The organism is Pseudomonas gorinensis (assembly GCF_042015035.1).
GTDB classification, from domain to species: Bacteria; Pseudomonadota; Gammaproteobacteria; order Pseudomonadales; family Pseudomonadaceae; genus Aquipseudomonas; species Aquipseudomonas gorinensis.
Genome location: NZ_CP167125.1, coordinates 6,595,426 through 6,617,275 on the forward strand (window position 1 = coordinate 6,595,426; position 21,850 = coordinate 6,617,275).

A 21,850-nucleotide genomic window follows, 5' to 3' on the forward strand; every position below is an offset into this window, starting at 1 on the left:
GAATCAGCCTTGTTTTTTGGATACAGTTTCAGCGATGTGCGCCGGAGCTGTGTTGTATTTTTTGAATTCCATAGAGTAGCTTGCGCGACCCTGGGACATGGAGCGAACGTCGGTCGCATAACCGAACATCTCACCCAACGGAACCTCGGCGCGAATCACTTTGCCGGAAACCGTGTCTTCCATACCCAAGATCATGCCGCGACGACGGTTAAGGTCGCCCATGACATCACCCATATAGTCTTCAGGTGTAACAACTTCTACCGCCATGATTGGCTCAAGCAACTCACCACCGCCCTTCTGGGCCAGTTGCTTGGTTGCCATGGAAGCAGCCACCTTAAACGCCATCTCGTTGGAGTCGACGTCGTGGTAAGAACCGTCAAAAACGGTTGCTTTCAGGCCGATCAGCGGATAGCCGGCAACAACACCGTTCTTCATCTGCTCTTCGATACCCTTCTGGATAGCCGGGATGTATTCCTTAGGAACAACACCACCAACTACTTCGTTCACGAATTGCAGACCTTCTTGACCTTCGTCAGCAGGAGCAAAACGGATCCAGCAGTGACCGAACTGACCACGACCGCCGGATTGACGAACGAACTTGCCTTCGATTTCACAGTTCTTCGTGATGCGCTCACGATAGGAAACCTGAGGCTTACCGATGTTGGCTTCGACGTTGAACTCACGGCGCATCCGGTCAACCAGGATGTCCAGGTGCAACTCGCCCATGCCGGAGATGATCGTTTGACCAGTCTCTTCATCAGTCTTGACGCGGAAAGATGGATCTTCCTGAGCAAGCTTGCCCAGAGCGATACCCATTTTTTCCTGGTCATCCTTGGTCTTAGGCTCTACGGCAACCGAAATAACCGGCTCCGGGAAGTCCATGCGAACCAGGATGATTGGCTTAGCAGCGTCGCACAAAGTCTCACCAGTGGTGACGTCCTTCATGCCGATCAAGGCCGCGATGTCACCAGCGCGCACTTCCTTGATCTCTTCACGGGCGTTTGCGTGCATTTGCACCATACGACCCACGCGCTCTTTCTTACCTTTAACCGAGTTGATCACGCCGTCGCCGGAGGCCAACACGCCCGAGTAAACGCGGACGAAGGTCAAGGTACCCACGAATGGGTCGGTAGCGATCTTGAACGCCAGGGCCGAGAAAGGCTCGCTGTCGTCTGCATGACGCTCCATCTCTTCTTCCTCGTTATCAGGGTTAGTACCCTTGATAGCAGGAATGTCGGTTGGAGCCGGCAGGTAGTCGATCACAGCATCGAGAACCAGGGGAACACCCTTGTTCTTGAACGAGGAACCGCAAACAGCCAAGACGATCTCGCCAGCAATAGTACGCTGACGCAGAGCAGCCTTGATTTCCACGTTGGTGAGTTCTTCACCTTCGAGGTACTTGTTCATCAGCTCTTCGCTGGCTTCGGCCGCAGCCTCCACCATGTTGTTGCGCCACTCGTCAGCCAGTTCCTGCAGTTCTGCAGGGATAGGCTTGCGAACAGGGACCATACCTTTGTCAGCGTCGTTCCAGTAGACAGCTTCCATGGCGATCAGATCGATCTGACCCTGGAAGTTATCTTCGGAACCGATAGCCAATTGGATAGGCACCGGAGTGTGACCCAGACGCTGCTTGATCTGACCGATCACGCGCAGGAAGTTGGCACCAGCACGGTCCATCTTGTTTACATAAACAAGACGTGGAACGCCGTACTTGTTGGCTTGACGCCATACGGTTTCCGACTGAGGCTCAACACCCGAGGTACCGCAAAACACAACGACAGCGCCGTCGAGTACGCGCAGGGAACGCTCAACTTCAATAGTGAAGTCTACGTGGCCCGGGGTATCGATAACGTTGAAGCGGTGCTCGTCCTTGTACTGCTTCTCGGAACCTTTCCAGAAGGCGGTAATAGCAGCAGAAGTAATGGTAATACCACGCTCCTGCTCCTGAACCATCCAGTCTGTGGTCGCGGCGCCGTCATGCACCTCGCCCATCTTGTGACTTTTGCCAGTGTAAAAAAGGACGCGCTCGGTGGTGGTGGTTTTACCAGCATCCACGTGAGCAACGATACCAATGTTACGGTAGCGATTAATCGGTGTAGTACGAGCCATAAAGCCCTCGCAAAATTAGTGACGCTGGATTTAGAAGCGGTAGTGCGAGAAAGCTTTGTTAGCTTCAGCCATACGGTGCACGTCTTCACGCTTCTTAACTGCAGCGCCTTTGCCTTCAGCAGCGTCCAACAGTTCGCCAGCCAAACGCAGAGCCATAGACTTCTCGCCGCGCTTACGGGCGAAGTCTACCAACCAGCGCATTGCCAGAGCATTACGACGGGACGGACGAACTTCAACCGGAACCTGGTAAGTAGCACCGCCTACACGGCGCGACTTCACTTCGACCAGCGGAGCGATGGCGTCGAGAGCTTTCTCGAAGATTTCCAGGGGGTCGCTGTTCTTGCGTTCTTTAACCTTTTCCAGCGCGCCATAAACGATACGTTCGGCAACGGCTTTCTTGCCGCTTTCCATCACGTGGTTCATGAACTTGGCCAGGATCTGGCTTCCGTATTTTGGATCGTCAAGCACTTCGCGCTTGGCTGCTACGCGTCTTCTTGGCATGGATAAGCCCTCAAACGGTCTTCAGGTTCGCTCGGAATTGGTGCCCTTCAGGGGCGCCTCCGACCTTACTCTTATCGACTCAGAAAATAAGATGATTCAGTTTTGCAAAAAGCCGCTACTACTTAGGCTTCTTGGTACCGTACTTCGAACGACCCTGGTTACGACCTTTAACGCCGGAAGTATCCAAGGAGCCGCGTACGGTGTGGTAACGAACACCTGGCAAGTCTTTTACACGACCGCCGCGGATCAGTACCACGCTGTGCTCTTGCAGGTTGTGGCCTTCACCACCGATGTACGAGGAAACCTCGAAACCGTTGGTCAGACGCACACGGCATACTTTACGCAGTGCCGAGTTAGGTTTTTTCGGCGTAGTGGTATACACGCGAGTGCATACGCCACGACGTTGCGGGCAGTTCTGCAGCGCAGGCACGTCGGATTTCTCGACGATACGCTTACGCGGCTGACGTACCAGCTGGTTGATAGTTGCCATCTACTAGCTCCACTGTTGTCTTGCGACGCTATTGTCTTACAAGAAAAGCAAAATGGCAGGAACGAATTCCCGCCAAATTTAGGGGTACAAGAGTCTAAAGAGGATCTTGCCCCCAGTCAAGGCAAGGCCCCGACGTCCCCTCTCATTGAACCGGGGCAATACTGCCTCGATCCGACGAATGGGGGCTGCCAGGGCCCGGACTTATTTATCGCTGAACTCAGTTACCGCTTGAGTTCAGTGCTTCGGTCAGTGCAGCTTCCACTTCACTGGCGCTTACGCGCAGCGGCTTGTCAGCTTCACGGCGGCGCTTACGCTCGCTGTGGTAAGCCAAACCGGTACCGGCCGGGATCAGTCGACCCACAACCACGTTTTCTTTCAGGCCACGCAGGTAATCGCGCTTGCCGGTTACCGCTGCTTCGGTCAGTACGCGAGTGGTCTCCTGGAAGGAGGCCGCCGAGATGAACGACTCAGTGGACAACGACGCCTTGGTGATACCCAGCAGCACGCGAGTGAACTTGGAAACAAACTTGTCTTCCGCGCTCAAGCGCTCGTTCTCTACCAGCACGTGAGTCAGTTCCATCTGGTCGCCCTTGATGAAACTGGAATCGCCGGATTCAGCGATTTCAACTTTACGCAGCATCTGACGCAGGATGGTCTCGATGTGCTTATCGTTGATCTTCACGCCTTGCAGGCGGTAAACGTCCTGGATCTCGTTAACGATGTACTTGGCCAGCGCACTTACACCCAGCAGACGCAGGATGTCGTGTGGATCGCTTGGACCGTCAGAGATAACTTCGCCGCGGTTTACCTGTTCGCCTTCGAAGACGTTCAGGTGACGCCACTTCGGAATCAGCTCTTCATACGGATCGCTACCGTCGTTCGGGGTAATGACCAGACGACGCTTGCCCTTGGTCTCTTTACCGAACGCGATGGTGCCGCTGACTTCAGCCAGAATCGACGCTTCTTTCGGACGACGAGCTTCGAACAAGTCGGCAACACGCGGCAGACCACCGGTGATGTCACGGGTCTTCGAAGTTTCTTGCGGGATACGCGCGATAACATCACCGATCGCGATCTTCGCACCATCCGCTACACCGACCAGGGCGTTGGCTGGCAGGAAGTACTGAGCGATTACGTCAGTGCCTGGCAGCAACAGATCTTTACCGTTGTCATCAACCATCTTCACGGCAGGACGGATGTCTTTACCGGCAGCTGGACGATCTTTCGCGTCGAGTACTTCAATGTTGGTCATACCGGTCAATTCGTCAGTCTGACGCTTGATCGTGATGCCTTCTTCCATGCCCACGTAGGTCACGGTACCTTTCATTTCGGTAACGATTGGGTGAGTGTGCGGATCCCACTTGGCCACGATTGCGCCAGCGTCGACCTTGTCACCCTCTTTAACCGAAATCACAGCACCGTACGGCAGCTTGTAGCGCTCGCGCTCACGACCGTAGTCATCAGCGATTGCCAGCTCACCGGAACGGGACACGGCAACCAGGTGACCATCCACTCGCTCAACGTGCTTCAGGTTGTGCAGACGGACGGTACCGCCATTCTTCACCTGAACGCTATCGGCTGCGGAGGTCCGGCTTGCCGCACCACCGATGTGGAACGTACGCATGGTCAGCTGGGTACCCGGCTCACCGATGGACTGGGCAGCGATAACGCCGACCGCTTCACCGATGTTCACCTGATGACCACGAGCCAAGTCACGGCCGTAGCACTTGGCGCAAATGCCATAGCGGGTTTCGCAGCTGATCGGCGAGCGAACGATCACTTCGTCGATGCTGTTGAGTTCGATGAACTCGACCCACTTCTCATCTACCAGGGTGCCAGCAGGAACGATAATTTCCTCGGTACCTGGCTTGAATACGTCACGGGCGATGACTCGACCCAGTACGCGCTCACCCAACGGCTCAACAACGTCACCGCCTTCGATGTGCGGAGTCATCAGCAGACCGTGTTCGGTGCCGCAGTCGACTTCAGTCACAACCAAGTCTTGCGCCACGTCTACCAGACGACGAGTCAGGTAACCGGAGTTAGCGGTTTTCAACGCGGTATCCGCCAGACCTTTACGAGCACCGTGAGTCGAGATGAAGTACTGAAGTACGCTCAAACCTTCACGGAAGTTCGCGGTAATCGGCGTCTCAATGATGGAACCGTCCGGCTTGGCCATCAGGCCACGCATACCGGCGAGCTGACGGATCTGCGCAGCAGAACCCCGCGCACCCGAGTCAGCCATCATGTACATCGAGTTGAACGACTCTTGGTCGACTTCCACACCATGACGGTCAATAACCTTCTCTTTCGAGAGGTTAGCCATCATTGCCTTCGACACTTCGTCGTTGGCTTTGGACCAAAGGTCGATCACTTTGTTGTACTTCTCGCCCTGGGTTACCAGGCCGGAGGCGTATTGGCTTTCGATCTCTTTCACTTCATCGGTAGCAGCGCCGATGATCTGAGCTTTTTCATCCGGGATAACGAAGTCGTTAACACCGATGGAAACGCCGGAAATAGTCGAGTAAGCAAAACCGGTGTACATCAACTGGTCAGCGAAGATCACGGTCTCTTTCAAACCAACCACGCGGTAGCACTGGTTGATCAGCTTGGAGATCGCCTTTTTCTTCATCGGCAGGTTGACGACGTCGTACGACAGACCTTTTGGCACAACTTGATACAACAGCGCACGACCGACAGTGGTGTCGACGATACGGGTGTTGGTCACGCTGCCGCCGTCACGGTCGTTGACGGTTTCGTTGATCCGCACCTTGACCTTGGCGTGCAGTGCGGCTTCGCCGGCACGGAACACACGGTCAACTTCCTGCAGGTCAGCGAACACACGACCTTCGCCCTTGGCGTTGATCGCTTCACGCGTCATGTAGTACAGACCCAATACAACGTCCTGCGACGGAACGATGATTGGCTCACCGTTGGCTGGCGACAGGATGTTGTTGGTCGACATCATCAACGCACGCGCTTCCAACTGGGCTTCCAGTGTCAGCGGTACGTGCACGGCCATTTGGTCACCGTCGAAGTCGGCGTTGTACGCAGCACAGACCAGAGGGTGCAGCTGGATAGCCTTACCTTCGATCAGTACCGGTTCAAACGCCTGGATACCCAGACGGTGAAGGGTCGGTGCACGGTTGAGGAGAACCGGGTGTTCGCGAATCACTTCAGCAAGAACGTCCCAGACCTCTGGCAGTTCGCGCTCGACCATTTTCTTGGCCGCTTTGATGGTGGTCGCGAGACCGCGCATTTCCAGCTTGCCGAAAATGAACGGCTTGAACAGCTCGAGAGCCATCTTCTTAGGCAGACCGCACTGGTGCAGACGCAGGGTCGGGCCTACGGTAATTACCGAACGACCGGAGTAGTCAACACGCTTACCGAGCAAGTTCTGACGGAAACGACCTTGCTTACCCTTGATCATGTCAGCCAAGGATTTCAGAGGACGCTTGTTGGAACCGGTGATAGCGCGGCCACGACGACCGTTGTCCAGCAGGGCATCGACCGCTTCCTGCAACATACGCTTTTCGTTGCGCACAATGATGTCCGGAGCGGACAGATCAAGCAGGCGCTTCAAGCGGTTGTTACGGTTGATCACTCGGCGATACAGATCGTTGAGGTCGGACGTCGCGAAACGACCACCATCCAACGGCACCAGCGGACGCAGGTCTGGCGGCAGAACCGGCAGAACGGTCAGCACCATCCACTCTGGCAAGTTGCCGGAACCTTGGAAGGCCTCCATCAACTTCAGACGCTTGGACAGCTTCTTGATCTTGGTTTCGGAGTTGGTTTGCGGAATTTCTTCACGCAGGCGACCAATCTCGTGCTCCAGGTCGATAGCGTGCAGCAATTCACGGACCGCTTCGGCACCCATGCGGGCATCGAAATCGTCACCGAACTCTTCCAGCGCTTCGAAGTACTGCTCGTCGTTCAGCAGCTGGCCTTTTTCAAGGGTGGTCATGCCTGGATCGATAACGACATAGCTCTCGAAGTAGAGAACGCGTTCGATATCACGCAGGGTCATGTCCATCAGCAAGCCGATACGGGACGGCAGCGATTTCAGGAACCAGATGTGGGCAACCGGCGAAGCCAGCTCGATGTGCGCCATGCGCTCACGACGAACCTTGGCCAATGCAACTTCAACGCCGCACTTCTCGCAGATCACACCACGGTGCTTCAAGCGCTTGTACTTACCGCACAGGCACTCGTAATCCTTTACCGGGCCAAAGATCTTGGCGCAGAACAGGCCGTCACGCTCAGGTTTGAACGTACGGTAGTTGATGGTTTCCGGCTTTTTAACTTCACCGAACGACCACGAACGGATCATCTCAGGCGATGCCAACCCAATACGGATGGCGTCGAACTCTTCGACTTGACCCTGGTTTTTCAGCAAATTCAGTAGGTCTTTCAAGGCCTTTCCTCCTGGCGGAGCAGAGAGCGGGCTAAACAACCCCGCTCTCGATTCGCGTCACGTGTTATTCGGTTTCCAGATCGATATCGATGCCGAGGGAACGAATTTCTTTGATCAACACGTTGAAGGACTCGGGCATGCCCGGCTCCATACGGTGATCGCCGTCCACGATGTTTTTGTACATCTTGGTCCGACCGTTCACATCGTCCGACTTCACTGTGAGCATTTCTTGCAGAGTGTAAGCAGCACCGTATGCCTCCAGTGCCCAGACCTCCATCTCCCCGAAACGCTGACCACCGAACTGAGCCTTACCACCCAGCGGCTGCTGGGTAACCAGGCTGTACGAACCGGTAGAACGAGCGTGCATCTTGTCGTCTACCAAGTGGTTCAGCTTCAGCATGTACATGTAGCCAACAGTAACCGGGCGTTCAAACTTGTTGCCGGTACGGCCGTCGAACAGCTGCATCTGGCCGCTTTCTGGCAGGTCTGCCAGTTTGAGCATGGCCTTGATTTCGCTTTCCTTGGCACCATCGAACACCGGGGTAGCCATTGGAACGCCGCCGCGCAGGTTTTTCGCCAGATCCAGGATTTCCTGGTCGGAGAAAGTGTCCAGCTCTTCTTTGCGACCGCCGATCTCGTTGTAGATCTCGTGCAGGAACTTACGCAGGTCAGCAACCTTGCGCTGCTCTTCGATCATACGGTTGATCTTCTCACCCAGGCCTTTAGCCGCGAGGCCCAGGTGGGTTTCGAGGATCTGACCAACGTTCATACGCGATGGTACGCCCAACGGGTTGAGGACGACGTCGACCGGGGTGCCATTGGCATCGTGCGGCATGTCTTCAACCGGCATGATCACGGAGACCACACCCTTGTTACCGTGACGACCGGCCATCTTGTCGCCCGGCTGGATGCGACGACGGATTGCCAGGTAAACCTTGACGATTTTCAGCACACCTGGAGCCAGGTCATCGCCCTGCTGCAGTTTGCGCTTCTTGTCTTCGAACTTGTCGTCCAGCAGACGGCGGCGATCAACGATATAGGCCTGGGCCTTCTCGAGCTGCTCGTTCAGAGCATCTTCAGCCATGCGCAGTTTGAACCACTGGCCGTGCTCAAGACCGTCGAGCACTTCGTCGGTGATGTCCTGACCTTTCTTAAGGCCCGCACCACCTTCAGCCTTGTGACCCACCAGGGCGGAACGCAGACGCTCGAAGGTTGCGCCTTCAACGATACGAAACTCTTCGTTCAGGTCCTTGCGGATCTCGTCGAGCTGGGTCTTCTCGATGGACAGTGCACGAGCATCACGCTCAACGCCGTCACGGGTGAAGACCTGTACGTCGATGACAGTACCCTTGGTACCGGTCGGTACGCGCAGGGAAGTGTCTTTAACGTCGCTGGCTTTTTCACCGAAGATGGCACGCAACAGCTTCTCTTCCGGAGTCAGTTGGGTCTCGCCTTTCGGAGTGACCTTACCAACCAGGATGTCGCCCGCGCCAACTTCAGCACCTACATAAACGATACCGGCTTCGTCCAGTTTGTTCAGTGCAGCTTCACCCACGTTCGGGATGTCTGCAGTGATTTCCTCTGGCCCAAGCTTGGTATCACGCGCCACACAGGTCAGTTCCTGGATGTGGATCGTGGTGAAGCGGTCTTCTTGAACAACACGCTCGGACAGGCAGATGGAGTCTTCGAAGTTGAAGCCGTTCCATGCCATGAACGCAATGCGCATGTTCTGGCCCAGCGCCAGTTCACCCATGTCGGTGGACGGGCCGTCGGCCATGATGTCGCTACGCTGAACGCGATCACCCTTACGCACCAGCGGACGCTGGTTGATGCAGGTGTTCTGGTTCGAGCGGGTGTATTTGGTCAGGTTGTAGATGTCGACACCGGCTTCGCCAGTTTCAACTTCGTCATCAGCAACACGAACCACGATACGGCTGGCATCAACGGAGTCGATCACGCCGCCACGACGAGCCACGACGCAAACGCCGGAGTCACGAGCTACGTTACGCTCCATGCCGGTACCCACCAGCGGCTTGTCGGCACGCAGTGTAGGTACAGCTTGACGCTGCATGTTAGAACCCATCAACGCACGGTTGGCGTCATCGTGCTCCAGGAACGGGATCAGCGACGCAGCAACCGAGACTACCTGCTTCGGCGATACGTCCATCAAGGTGACGTCTTCCGGCGCCTTGACGGTGAACTCGTTCAAGTGACGAACAGCTACCAACTCGTCAATCAGTACTTTCTTGTCGTTCATCGTGGCCGAAGCCTGAGCGATCACGTGATCAGCTTCTTCGATGGCGGACAGGAATACGATCTCGTCGGTGACCAGGGCGTCTTTCACCACGCGGTACGGGCTTTCAAGGAAACCGTACTGGTTGGTGCGCGCATAGGCCGCCAGGGAGTTGATCAGGCCGATGTTCGGACCTTCCGGCGTTTCGATCGGGCATACACGACCATAGTGAGTCGGGTGTACGTCACGAACTTCAAAACCTGCACGCTCACGGGTCAGACCGCCCGGGCCCAGTGCGGAAACACGGCGCTTGTGGGTGATCTCGGAGAGCGGGTTGTTCTGGTCCATGAACTGCGAGAGCTGGCTGGAACCGAAGAATTCTTTCACCGCCGCAGCCACTGGCTTGGCGTTGATCAGGTCTTGCGGCATCAGGCCTTCGCTTTCAGCCATCGACAGACGCTCTTTGACCGCACGCTCAACACGCACCAGGCCAACGCGGAACTGGTTCTCGGCCATTTCGCCTACGCAGCGAACACGACGGTTACCCAGGTGGTCGATGTCATCAACGATGCCCTTACCGTTGCGGATGTCGACCAGAGTCTTCAGGACCGCAACGATGTCTTCCTTGCACAGCACGCCCGAACCTTCGATTTCGGTGCGACCGATACGACGGTTGAACTTCATCCGGCCGACCGCAGACAGGTCATAGCGCTCAGGGCTGAAGAACAGGTTGTTGAACAGGGTTTCGGCAGCGTCTTTGGTTGGTGGCTCGCCAGGACGCATCATGCGATAGATCTCGACCAGCGCTTCCAATTGGTTGCTGGTGGAGTCGATCTTCAGGGTGTCGGAAACGAACGGACCGCAGTCGATATCGTTGGTGTACAAAGTCTCGATGCGAACGACCTGGGCCTTGGCGATTTTTGCCAGGATTTCGGTGTTCAGCTCAGTGTTGCACTCAGCCAGGATCTCGCCTGTGGCTGGGTGAACGATGACCTTGGCGGTCGTGCGACCCAGGACGTAGTCCAAAGGCACGTCCAGCGACTTGATACCGGCTTTTTCGATCTGGTTGATGTGGCGCGCAGTAATACGACGGCCAGCCTCAACAATGACCTTGCCCTTTTCATCCTGGATGTCCAGAACAGCAATTTCACCACGCAGACGCGAAGCAATCAGCTCCAGGCTGAGGGTTTCATCCTTCAGGCTGAATACGTTGGTGGTGTAGAAAGCGTCCAGCACTTGCTCAGTGGTGTAGCCAAGCGCGCGCAGCAATACCGAGGCTGGCAGCTTGCGACGACGGTCGATACGCACGAACACGCAGTCTTTCGGGTCGAACTCGAAGTCCAACCACGAACCACGGTACGGAATGATCCGCGCGGAGTACAGGAGTTTGCCGGAGCTGTGCGTCTTGCCGCGGTCGTGGTCGAAGAACACGCCCGGAGAACGGTGCAGCTGGGAAACGATAACACGCTCGGTACCGTTGATAACGAAGGTACCGTTTTCAGTCATCAATGGGATTTCGCCCATGTAGACTTCTTGCTCTTTGATGTCCTTGATCGCTTTGTTCGACGATTCTTTGTCGAAAATGATCAGACGGACTTTTACCCGCAAAGGTACGGCGTACGTAACACCGCGCAACACGCATTCTTTGACATCAAATGCCGGTTCGCCCAGGCGATAACCCACGTACTCCAGCGCAGCATTGCCGGAGTAGCTGATGATCGGGAAAACGGATTTGAAGGCCGCATGCAGGCCCACGTCGCGGAACTGATCTTTGGTCGCTCCCGCCTGCAAGAATTCACGATACGAATCCAGCTGGATAGCCAGAAGGTACGGGACATCCATGACGTCCGGCAACTTGCTAAAGTCCTTGCGGATACGTTTTTTCTCAGTATATGAGTAAGCCATCAGCGTTCCCCAGCTTGGTCACCTGCTTGTTTGGCCCCTCCCGACGGGAGCAGCCAGAAAATCTTGCAAACCCCATGGTTTGCACCACCGCTTCGGGTGGCTACAGCGCGTTAATGGCGGCGACCGAGTCGACAGCCAAGAACGGAAAAAGGCCGGTGGCAAGAGCCACCAGCCATCAGCCTTCAGCTTAACGCTTGGGCTGGAGACGCAAGGTCGATGCTTACTTCAGCTCGACTTTAGCGCCTGCTTCTTCCAGTGCTGCTTTGGCTTTGTCAGCTGCGTCTTTAGCAACAGCTTCCAGAACCATTGCAGGAGCGCCGTCAACTACAGCCTTGGCTTCTTTCAGGCCCAGACCGGTCAGTTCACGAACTGCCTTGATCACGTTTACTTTCTTCTCGCCAGCTTCCAGCAGCATGACGTTGAATTCGGTTTGCTCTTCAGCAGCGACAGCAGCAACAGCTGGACCAGCGGAAGCAGCAGCTGCGGAAACGCCGAATTTTTCTTCGAAAGCTTTGATCAGCTCAACAACCTGCAGAACCGACATTTCAGCTACGGCGTTGAGGATATCTTCTTGGGAGATAGACATTACTGTATTTCCTGAATTGGGGGACGGCCTACGCGGCCATCGAAATAAACAAAAATACGCGAGAGAAAATGCTCAGCCTTAGGCTGCGGCAGCTTCTTTTTGCTCGCGAACTGCAGCCAGAGTACGAGCCAGCTTGCTGGTGGCGCCTTGAATCACGCTCATCAACTGCGAAATAGCTTCGTTGCGGGTCGGCAGTGTTGCCAGTACGTCGATTTGGTTAGCTGCGAGGAACTTGCCCTCGAACGCAGCTGCCTTGATCTCGAACTTTTCCTGACTCTTGGCGAACTCTTTGAACAAACGGGCAGCAGCGCCTGGATGCTCTTTGGAGAACGCAATCAGAGTCGGGCCGGTGAACACGTCGTTGAGAACACTGTATTCAGTGTCAGCAACTGCGCGCTTGAGCAGGGTGTTACGTACAACACGTACGTATACGCCAGCTTCACGAGCCTCTTTACGGAGTCCGGTCATAGCGCCTACTGTCACACCACGGGCATCAGCCACGACAGCGGACAGAGCAGCTTTGGCAGCCTCGTTGACTTCAGCGACGATGGCCTTCTTGTCTTCGAGATTAATTGCCACGGGTTTAACTCCTGCTTGTTACCGTTTCATCTGGCCGGAGCCGGATGTCGTTTTGGTGTCTGATTCGGTAAGGAACCGGGAGCACCATCTGCGTAGGCTTGAGGTTTAAGACTTGCGTCGCCTACGGTCTTGGATAGCCCCCGCCAGGCAGGGACCCCAATTTTTCAATTGGCACGATCTCTCGCGCCAATTTATGTCTTATACGTCCAGCGAGCCTTGGTCGATGACCAGACCTGGGCCCATAGTTGTGCTCAGGGTAACGCGCTTGACGTAGATACCTTTCGAAGAAGCTGGCTTGATACGCTTCAGATCAGCGATCAGGGCTTCAACGTTTTCCTTCAGCTTGACGGCATCAAAACCGACTTTGCCAACGGAGGTGTGAATGATGCCGTTTTTGTCGGTGCGATAACGAACCTGACCAGCCTTGGCGTTTTTAACCGCGGTAGCTACGTCTGGCGTTACAGTGCCGACTTTAGGGTTAGGCATCAGACCACGTGGACCGAGGATCTGACCCAGCTGACCTACAACGCGCATTGCATCCGGGGAGGCAATAACGACGTCATAGTTCAGGTCGCCGCCTTTCATTTCGGCGGCCAGGTCATCCATGCCAACGCGATCGGCACCAGCGGCCAGAGCAGCTTCAGCTGCCGGACCTTGGGTGAAGACAGCTACACGTACAGTCTTGCCAGTACCGTGCGGCAGCACAGTTGCGCTACGAACGACCTGGTCGGATTTACGTGGGTCAACACCCAGGTTCACAGCAACGTCAACAGACTCGCTGAACTTTACAGTCGACAGCTCGGTCAGCAGGGCAGCAGCGTCTACAAAGTTGTAGGCCTTGCCTGCTTCGATTTTGCCGGCGATAGCCTTTTGGCGTTTGGTCAGCTTAGCCATTACACACCCTCCACGTTAAGGCCCATGCTACGAGCAGAACCGGCGATGGTACGCACGGCTGCATCCATATCAGCTGCTGTCAGATCCGCGTTTTTGGTTTTCGCGATTTCTTCCAGCTGAGCACGAGTCACGGTGCCAACCTTAACGGTGTTCGGACGAGCGGAACCGCTAGTCAGACCAGCAGCTTTCTTCAACAGAACCGAAGCCGGGGTCGACTTGGTTTCGAAGGTGAAGCTACGGTCGCTGTATACAGTGATGATCACTGGAGTCGGCAGACCTGGCTCAAGACCCTGAGTACGGGCGTTGAAGGCCTTGCAGAATTCCATGATGTTCACGCCGTGCTGACCCAGAGCAGGACCGACGGGTGGGCTAGGGTTGGCCTGAGCGGCCTTCACTTGCAGCTTGATGTAAGCGGTAATCTTCTTGGCCATGAGGCACTCCAATTACGGGTTCGAACGCCTCGAAAGGCTCCCCGGTTACTTGCGCGTTTATCCCAGTGACGACAAAACCCCACAGCCTAGGCTGCGGGGTTGGGATGATTGCTCAGCTAGACCTTTTCGACCTGACTGAACTCCAACTCTACCGGAGTAGAGCGTCCGAAAATGAGCACCGCCACTTGGATCCGGCTCTTTTCGTAGTTAACTTCTTCGACAGTACCGTTGAAATCAGCAAACGGACCATCGGTGACACGAACAACCTCGCCCGGCTCGAACAATGTCTTCGGCTTGGGCTTGTCGCTACCGTCAGCAACACGACGCAGAATCGCTTCTGCCTCTTTGTCGGTGATCGGAGCAGGCTTATCAGCAGTACCACCAATAAAGCCCATGACACGAGGGGTATCCTTGACCAAGTGCCAAGTACCTTCATTCATGTCCATCTGAACCAGCACGTAGCCAGGGAAGAACTTGCGCTCACTCTTGCGCTTCTGGCCATTCCGCATTTCAACCACTTCTTCAGTGGGAACCAGAATTTCGCCGAAGCCATCTTCCATGCCTGCCAGCTTTACGCGCTCCAGCAAAGAGCGCATAACATGCTTCTCGTAACCCGAGTAAGCATGCACAACGTACCAACGCTTAGCCACGGGACACCCTTAGCCAACAATCAAGGAAACAAGCCAGCCGAGCAGGGAATCAAGCCCCCACAACAGCAACGCCATAACCAGAACAACAGCCACAACAATCAACGTGGTCTGCGTGGTTTCTTGGCGAGTCGGCCAAACGACTTTACGAATTTCGGTGCGAGCTTCCTTTACCAGGACCGCGAAAGACTTGCCTTTGGCAGTCTGCAGGCCTACAAAGGCAGCTACAGCAGCAAGGGCGAGCAAAGCGAGTACGCGGTACAGGATCGGCGAAGCAGAATAGTACTGATTGCCAACAACGCCTACGACCACCAATGCGACTACAGCAAGCCACTTGACCAGATCGAAACGAGAGCTTTGAGCTTCAGCCTTAGGAGTCATCTATGAAGATCCTGTGAAAAGAAAGCCAGACACACCACGTGAATCTGGCAGGTCAGGAGGGAATCGAACCCCCAACCTACGGTTTTGGAGACCGTCGCTCTGCCAATTGAGCTACTGACCTAAAACAAAATCAGGCCGACCATTATGCAGGCCTGAAAAAGACTTTACAACAACCAACCCCAAGAGACTTGAAATGACCAAGAAAACCAAACTAGGTCAGGCCAGACGCCATCAAGCCGAGGCAGCCATTAAAACAAAGGCAGATATTTTCATATCTGCCTTGTTATATGGAGCTCTTGAGCGGATTTGAACCGCTGACCTCACCCTTACCAAGGGTGTGCTCTACCAACTGAGCTACAAGAGCGAAACACCTTGCACAACCTGCAAACTTGGAGCGGGTAGCGGGAATCGAACCCGCATCATCAGCTTGGAAGGCTGAGGTTCTACCACTAAACTATACCCGCGGAGCTTGCAGCTCACGCTAAAAATGGTGGAGGGGGAAGGATTCGAACCTTCGAAGTCGTAGACGTCAGATTTACAGTCTGATCCCTTTGGCCGCTCGGGAACCCCTCCTAAGCGAGCCGGCATTTTACATTACGCCGACCTTCTGTCAAGCATTTTCTCAGTAAAAATATGAGGTTAGCTGCGTTGACGTTCGCTTCACCCTGTTGACCTAAAAGGTCTTCACTGCGAAGCGGGCGCCATTCTATGCAAACTATTCGCTAGTTGCAATGCCTTCGCACAGCATTATTTTATGTTTTAACTCATTGAATTCCTTAGCAAGGTTTTCAAACGGCAGATCGTCAGCCAGGCGACGACTCTCAGGGGCCACCCGAAGCCAATAGCCTGAGGCGTCAGAAGCGCTCAACAATTGAACCTTGACCTTTATATCCAGACTCGTCAGACGCTGCTCGAGAGTCTGAGCCTGATGCAGATCAGAAAAACCGCCTATGTATAAACAGGTATTTTGTGCATCCGGCGTCTTTGCACGGTCACGCCGGACCATCGCATCAGCGGACTCACTCAGTAGTCGAATATCTTGCTGCGAGCCTCGGTAGAGACTCAAAGGCGTGACATCCTTTGCGCGCAAAGGAGCCTCCTGCTGATGCCAGACGTAATAGAAAGCATTGAGTACGAGCAATAGCAAAAACAGCCAACGCATAAACACCTCAGGATAAAGGACATGCCATTGCAAGGCCGACAAACACCAGGTCCGGAACGAGTCGAGCCTGCGGCACGGCATCCCAGACCAGGTCGGCATCCCCCCCAGTGAGAAACACAGTGAAATCATCACCCCAATAAGCTCGAGCCAACTCCAACTGCGTCAGCACAAACCCTCTGATCATCAACGTACAGCCACGCTCAACCGCCTCTACGGTCGTGCGCCCTGGAGAGAGCCGCTCAAGCGCCCTCTCAGCTGCCGCATCGTCGTAACGTATCTTGCGGGTATGGGTACGCAACTGGTTGCGCATGAGCGGCATGCCCGGGCAAATGAAACCACCTAGATGCTCACCATCCGCAGCGATAAAATCTGCGGTAGCCGCAGTACCAAAGTCCAGAACCAGGCAAGGGCCAGCTGCTAATTTGAATCCCCCCAGCATAGCCAACCAACGATCAAGCCCGAGACGCTCGAAATCTTCGTAACCATTGCGCACTCCAGCCATCTCTCGCGAAGAAACAGCGCAGCATACGGTAACGCCGAATGCCTCCTCCAGCGCCGCTATCAGCTTATTGGTTTCCTCTGGGGCCCGTACACTCACCATTCGACAGCGTGTCAGCAACAACCCTGGAAGCGCTTCCAGCGTCTCAATCAACGCGACATCCGAACCAACAACCCCCTCTGCAGAGGCACCCACCTTATTCACATCAAGTACGCGCCACTTGATAAAGCTATTCCCACAGTCGAGTTCAAGAATCATCACGCAACCTCAGGCTTAGCTCACCACCGCTATAGATTTTCTCAGCGCCATCAACACTCAAACGCAACGCACCCTGGTGGTCGACGCCTAATACCACGCCTTCGATTCGATTGACACCGGCGATCAGCGACACAGCTCTTCCTTGCCACGCATGATTCTGCTCCCACTCCTCCTGAAGCCCAGCAAAACCAAGAGTCATATGTTTATGCAAATAGCCTTGCAGCCTCAGACTCAGTTGAGCCACCAGATAATTACGATTAATCGGAATACCCGTTTCGAGCTGCACCGAAGTCCATTGCTGATCGACATCAACGGCCTTCTGCATATTCACATTGATGCCTATCCCCAGGACGACGTGACAGATATCAGCAGGATCCCCCACCAACTCGAGCAAGATGCCGGCAATTTTTTTCTGTCCAACCAAGACGTCATTCGGCCACTTCAAGGCTGCGCCCTGTACGCCAGCGTCACGCAAAGCCTGCATGACCGCCAACCCAACAACGAGACTCAGCCCCTCCAACTGCCGCAGACCACCTTCAATACGCAACACAACACTGTAATAAATATTTTGCGCAAACGGACTAACCCACTTACGACCTCGCCTTCCCCTACCTGCTGTTTGCTGCTCCGCAAGCACTATAAAAGGTGCCGCACAGTTCGCATCAACAAGGCGCAAGGCCTCAGCATTCGTAGAGTCAATGGAATCGAAAATATGGACAGGCCAAGGCAAAGAGGCCGCATGCAGAACGATATCTTCAGCATTCAAAAATACCAAAGGCGAAGCCAACTGATACCCACGACCGCGGACTTTATGAATAGGTAGATTTAACTCGGCCTCGAGATGCTGGAGCTGCTTCCACACAGCGCTGCGGCTGATACCAAGGGCAGCACCTAGCGCCTCTCCAGAATGGAATCGACCATCTTTCAGTAGTTTCAACAACGTCAACATGCAAGTATCGCCTCACAATGAGGCACGCATGATAGCCATGCGTAAGGTCATTGCATAGAAAGGCCGGACACAGGACTGAACTGAAGGGAGCAGCGATAAACCATTCAACTCTTTTCGATCGCCCAAAACAAAACCCCATTTGCTTTCGCAAATGGGGTTTCGGAATTTAATCTTGACGATGACCTACTCTCACATGGGGAAACCCCACACTACCATCGGCGATGCATCGTTTCACTACTGAGTTCGGGATGGGATCAGGTGGTTCCAATGCTCTATGGTCGTCAAGAAATTCGGGTACTGAGTCGTGACCAGCTGGCCTCGCTTCAGCAAATTGGGTATGTGACAGCTTTCGGTGTTTTGTGCGTTTCGAACTTTCGGTTCGTTTCGTCTTCACACACCGCAATCTGGTGCCTTTTCAGGTCAGCAAATTGCTTGGGTGTTATATGGTCAAGCCTCACGGGCAATTAGTATTGGTTAGCTCAACGCCTCACAGCGCTTACACACCCAACCTATCAACGTCGTAGTCTTCGACGGCCCTTCAGGGGACTCAAGGTCCCAGTGAGATCTCATCTTGAGGCTAGTTTCCCGCTTAGATGCTTTCAGCGGTTATCTATTCCGAACATAGCTACCCGGCAATGCCACTGGCGTGACAACCGGAACACCAGAGGTTCGTCCACTCCGGTCCTCTCGTACTAGGAGCAGCCCCTCTCAAATCTCAAACGTCCACGGCAGATAGGGACCGAACTGTCTCACGACGTTCTAAACCCAGCTCGCGTACCACTTTAAATGGCGAACAGCCATACCCTTGGGACCGGCTTCAGCCCCAGGATGTGATGAGCCGACATCGAGGTGCCAAACACCGCCGTCGATATGAACTCTTGGGCGGTATCAGCCTGTTATCCCCGGAGTACCTTTTATCCGTTGAGCGATGGCCCTTCCATACAGAACCACCGGATCACTAAGACCTACTTTCGTACCTGCTCGACGTGTCTGTCTCGCAGTCAAGCGCGCTTTTGCCTTTATACTCTACGACCGATTTCCGACCGGTCTGAGCGCACCTTCGTACTCCTCCGTTACTCTTTAGGAGGAGACCGCCCCAGTCAAACTACCCACCATACACTGTCCTCGATCCGGATAACGGACCTGAGTTAGAACCTCAAAGTTGCCAGGGTGGTATTTCAAGGTTGGCTCCACGCGAACTGGCGTCCACGCTTCAAAGCCTCCCACCTATCCTACACAAGCAAATTCAAAGTCCAGTGCAAAGCTATAGTAAAGGTTCACGGGGTCTTTCCGTCTAGCCGCGGATACACTGCATCTTCACAGCGATTTCAATTTCACTGAGTCTCGGGTGGAGACAGCGCCGCCATCGTTACGCCATTCGTGCAGGTCGGAACTTACCCGACAAGGAATTTCGCTACCTTAGGACCGTTATAGTTACGGCCGCCGTTTACCGGGGCTTCGATCAAGAGCTTCGCGTTAGCTAACCCCATCAATTAACCTTCCGGCACCGGGCAGGCGTCACACCCTATACGTCCACTTTCGTGTTTGCAGAGTGCTGTGTTTTTAATAAACAGTCGCAGCGGCCTGGTATCTTCGACCGGCATGGGCTTACGGAGCAAGTCCTTCACCCTCACCGGCGCACCTTCTCCCGAAGTTACGGTGCCATTTTGCCTAGTTCCTTCACCCGAGTTCTCTCAAGCGCCTTGGTATTCTCTACCCAACCACCTGTGTCGGTTTGGGGTACGGTTCCTGGTTACCTGAAGCTTAGAAGCTTTTCTTGGAAGCATGGCATCAACCACTTCGTCATCTAAAAGACAACTCGTCATCAGCTCTCGGCCTTAAGATCCCGGATTTACCTAAGATCTCAGCCTACCACCTTAAACTTGGACAACCAACGCCAAGCTGGCCTAGCCTTCTCCGTCCCTCCATCGCAATAACCAGAAGTACAGGAATATTAACCTGTTTTCCATCGACTACGCTTTTCAGCCTCGCCTTAGGGACCGACTAACCCTGCGTCGATTAACGTTGCGCAGGAAACCTTGGTCTTTCGGCGTGGGTGTTTTTCACACCCATTGTCGTTACTCATGTCAGCATTCGCACTTCTGATACCTCCAGCAAGCTTCTCAACTCACCTTCACAGGCTTACAGAACGCTCCTCTACCGCATCACTTACGTGATACCCGTAGCTTCGGTGTATGGTTTGAGCCCCGTTACATCTTCCGCGCAGGCCGACTCGACTAGTGAGCTATTACGCTTTCTTTAAAGGGTGGCTGCTTCTAAGCCAACCTCCTAGCTGTCTAAGCCTTCCCACATCGTTTCCCACTTAACCATAACTTTGGGACCTTAGCTGACGGTCTGGGTTGTTTCCCTTTTCACGACGGACGTTAGCACCCGCCGTGTGTCTCCCATGCTCGGCACTTGTAGGTATTCGGAGTTTGCATCGGTTTGGTAAGTCGGGATGACCCCCTAGCCGAAACAGTGCTCTACCCCCTACAGTGATACATGAGGCGCTACCTAAATAGCTTTCGAGGAGAACCAGCTATCTCCGAGCTTGATTAGCCTTTCACTCCGATCCACAGGTCATCCGCTAACTTTTCAACGGTAGTCGGTTCGGTCCTCCAGTTAGTGTTACCCAACCTTCAACCTGCCCATGGATAGATCGCCCGGTTTCGGGTCTATTCCCAGCGACTAGACGCCCTATTAAGACTCGCTTTCGCTACGCCTCCCCTATTCGGTTAAGCTCGCCACTGAAAATAAGTCGCTGACCCATTATACAAAAGGTACGCAGTCACCCAACAAAGTGGGCTCCCACTGCTTGTACGCATACGGTTTCAGGATCTATTTCACTCCCCTCTCCGGGGTTCTTTTCGCCTTTCCCTCACGGTACTAGTTCACTATCGGTCAGTCAGTAGTATTTAGCCTTGGAGGATGGTCCCCCCATATTCAGACAAAGTTTCTCGTGCTCCGTCCTACTCGATTTCATGACTAAGAGATTTTCGCGTACAGGGCTATCACCCACTATGGCCGCACTTTCCAGAGCGTTCCGCTAATCTCAAAGCCACTTAAGGGCTAGTCCCCGTTCGCTCGCCACTACTAAGGGAATCTCGGTTGATTTCTTTTCCTCAGGGTACTTAGATGTTTCAGTTCCCCTGGTTCGCCCCTTACACCTATGTATTCAGTGTAAGGTAACCATCTTATGATGGCTGGGTTCCCCCATTCAGACATCTCCGGATCAAAGTCTGTTTGCCGACTCCCCGAAGCTTTTCGCAGGCTACCACGTCTTTCATCGCCTCTGACTGCCAAGGCATCCACCGTATGCGCTTCTTCACTTGACCATATAACCCCAAGCAATCTGGTTATACTGTGAAGACGACATTCGCCGAAAATTCGAATTTCTCAATTAAGAGAACTCACAAATTTTACCTTAGCCTGATCCGTTACCAGTGAAAGTAACGTTCAGTCTATCTTTCTATCACATACCCAAATTTTTAAAGAACGATCTAATCAAAGACTAGAAATCAACATTCACCATCGCAGTGATGGAATGCTCATTTCTAAGCTTTCAACGTCTAGAAGCAGTAGTGGTGGAGCCAAACGGGATCGAACCGTTGACCTCCTGCGTGCAAGGCAGGCGCTCTCCCAGCTGAGCTATGGCCCCGTATTTCTACAGGCGTTTCCCACACAAAATTGGTGGGTCTGGGCAGATTCGAACTGCCGACCTCACCCTTATCAGGGGTGCGCTCTAACCAACTGAGCTACAGACCCAATTTCGGGCTGCTTCTTTATCGTCTTCTTCAATGAATCAAGCA

At 54.2% G+C, this 21,850-nt stretch carries 14 protein-coding genes, 6 tRNA genes and 2 rRNA genes; all 22 read right to left on the reverse strand.

Annotated elements, in window-relative coordinates; genetic code table 11:
• Positions 1-3: 3 nt before the first annotated feature.
• Positions 4-2,109: an elongation factor G gene (fusA, locus tag AB7933_RS30240; protein WP_024077678.1), complete on the reverse strand. Its 2,106-nt coding sequence runs from the start codon at positions 2,107-2,109 to the stop codon at positions 4-6.
• Between the two features lie 30 nt (positions 2,110-2,139).
• The gene (gene rpsG, locus AB7933_RS30245; protein ID WP_002555493.1) at positions 2,140-2,610 is read right to left on the reverse strand and encodes a 30S ribosomal protein S7; all 471 of its coding nucleotides are present in this window, start codon (positions 2,608-2,610) and stop codon (positions 2,140-2,142) included.
• 118 nt (positions 2,611-2,728) lie between these two features.
• Positions 2,729-3,100: a 30S ribosomal protein S12 gene (gene rpsL, locus AB7933_RS30250; protein WP_002555494.1), complete on the reverse strand. Its 372-nt coding sequence runs from the start codon at positions 3,098-3,100 to the stop codon at positions 2,729-2,731.
• 217 nt (positions 3,101-3,317) lie between these two features.
• A complete protein-coding gene (gene rpoC / locus AB7933_RS30255) occupies positions 3,318-7,517 on the reverse strand; it encodes a DNA-directed RNA polymerase subunit beta' (protein ID WP_024077679.1) in 4,200 nt (1,399 codons plus the stop codon).
• 64 nt (positions 7,518-7,581) lie between these two features.
• Entirely contained in the window at positions 7,582-11,655 is a 4,074-nt protein-coding gene (gene rpoB, locus AB7933_RS30260; RefSeq protein WP_024077680.1) for a DNA-directed RNA polymerase subunit beta, read from the reverse strand.
• A 220-nt stretch (positions 11,656-11,875) separates the two neighbouring features.
• On the reverse strand, positions 11,876-12,241 hold the full coding sequence (rplL, locus tag AB7933_RS30265) for a 50S ribosomal protein L7/L12 (RefSeq protein ID WP_024077681.1): 366 nt from the start codon (positions 12,239-12,241) through the stop codon (positions 11,876-11,878).
• A 78-nt stretch (positions 12,242-12,319) separates the two neighbouring features.
• Positions 12,320-12,820, reverse strand: a complete 501-nt coding sequence (gene rplJ / locus AB7933_RS30270) for a 50S ribosomal protein L10 (protein ID WP_024077682.1) — start codon at positions 12,818-12,820, stop codon at positions 12,320-12,322.
• 198 nt (positions 12,821-13,018) lie between these two features.
• On the reverse strand, positions 13,019-13,714 hold the full coding sequence (gene rplA, locus AB7933_RS30275; RefSeq protein ID WP_003232403.1) for a 50S ribosomal protein L1: 696 nt from the start codon (positions 13,712-13,714) through the stop codon (positions 13,019-13,021).
• A complete protein-coding gene (rplK, locus tag AB7933_RS30280; RefSeq protein ID WP_003176435.1) occupies positions 13,714-14,145 on the reverse strand; it encodes a 50S ribosomal protein L11 in 432 nt (143 codons plus the stop codon). Before rplK ends, rplA begins: the two co-directional genes overlap by 1 nt.
• Before the next feature lie 116 nt (positions 14,146-14,261).
• On the reverse strand, positions 14,262-14,795 hold the full coding sequence (gene nusG, locus AB7933_RS30285) for a transcription termination/antitermination protein NusG (protein WP_003176436.1): 534 nt from the start codon (positions 14,793-14,795) through the stop codon (positions 14,262-14,264).
• Between the two features lie 9 nt (positions 14,796-14,804).
• Positions 14,805-15,173 (reverse strand): preprotein translocase subunit SecE, encoded by a 369-nt coding sequence (gene secE, locus AB7933_RS30290; protein ID WP_003194658.1) that lies wholly within the window; start codon positions 15,171-15,173, stop codon positions 14,805-14,807.
• A gap of 45 nt (positions 15,174-15,218) precedes the next feature.
• Positions 15,219-15,294 (reverse strand) — tRNA-Trp (locus AB7933_RS30295).
• 167 nt (positions 15,295-15,461) lie between these two features.
• Positions 15,462-15,537, reverse strand: a tRNA-Thr gene (locus AB7933_RS30300).
• A 26-nt stretch (positions 15,538-15,563) separates the two neighbouring features.
• Positions 15,564-15,637, reverse strand: a tRNA-Gly gene (locus AB7933_RS30305).
• 24 nt (positions 15,638-15,661) lie between these two features.
• Positions 15,662-15,746, reverse strand: a tRNA-Tyr gene (locus tag AB7933_RS30310).
• Positions 15,747-15,888: 142 nt separating this feature from the next.
• Positions 15,889-16,335, reverse strand: coding sequence for a hypothetical protein (locus AB7933_RS30315; protein WP_024077683.1), 447 nt, complete (start codon positions 16,333-16,335; stop codon positions 15,889-15,891).
• Between the two features lie 7 nt (positions 16,336-16,342).
• On the reverse strand, positions 16,343-17,092 hold the full coding sequence (locus AB7933_RS30320) for a pantothenate kinase (protein ID WP_024077684.1): 750 nt from the start codon (positions 17,090-17,092) through the stop codon (positions 16,343-16,345).
• Positions 17,082-18,041, reverse strand: a complete 960-nt coding sequence (birA, locus tag AB7933_RS30325; protein ID WP_024077685.1) for a bifunctional biotin--[acetyl-CoA-carboxylase] ligase/biotin operon repressor BirA — start codon at positions 18,039-18,041, stop codon at positions 17,082-17,084. The genes AB7933_RS30320 and birA overlap by 11 nt, the downstream gene beginning before the upstream one ends.
• A 170-nt stretch (positions 18,042-18,211) precedes the next feature.
• Positions 18,212-18,327: ribosomal RNA gene (gene rrf, locus AB7933_RS30330) — 5S ribosomal RNA — on the reverse strand.
• 157 nt (positions 18,328-18,484) lie between these two features.
• A 23S ribosomal RNA gene (locus AB7933_RS30335) occupies positions 18,485-21,376 on the reverse strand.
• A gap of 247 nt (positions 21,377-21,623) precedes the next feature.
• Positions 21,624-21,699: transfer RNA gene (locus tag AB7933_RS30340), tRNA-Ala, on the reverse strand.
• A 30-nt stretch (positions 21,700-21,729) separates the two neighbouring features.
• Positions 21,730-21,806, reverse strand: a tRNA-Ile gene (locus AB7933_RS30345).
• Positions 21,807-21,850 lie beyond the last annotated feature (44 nt).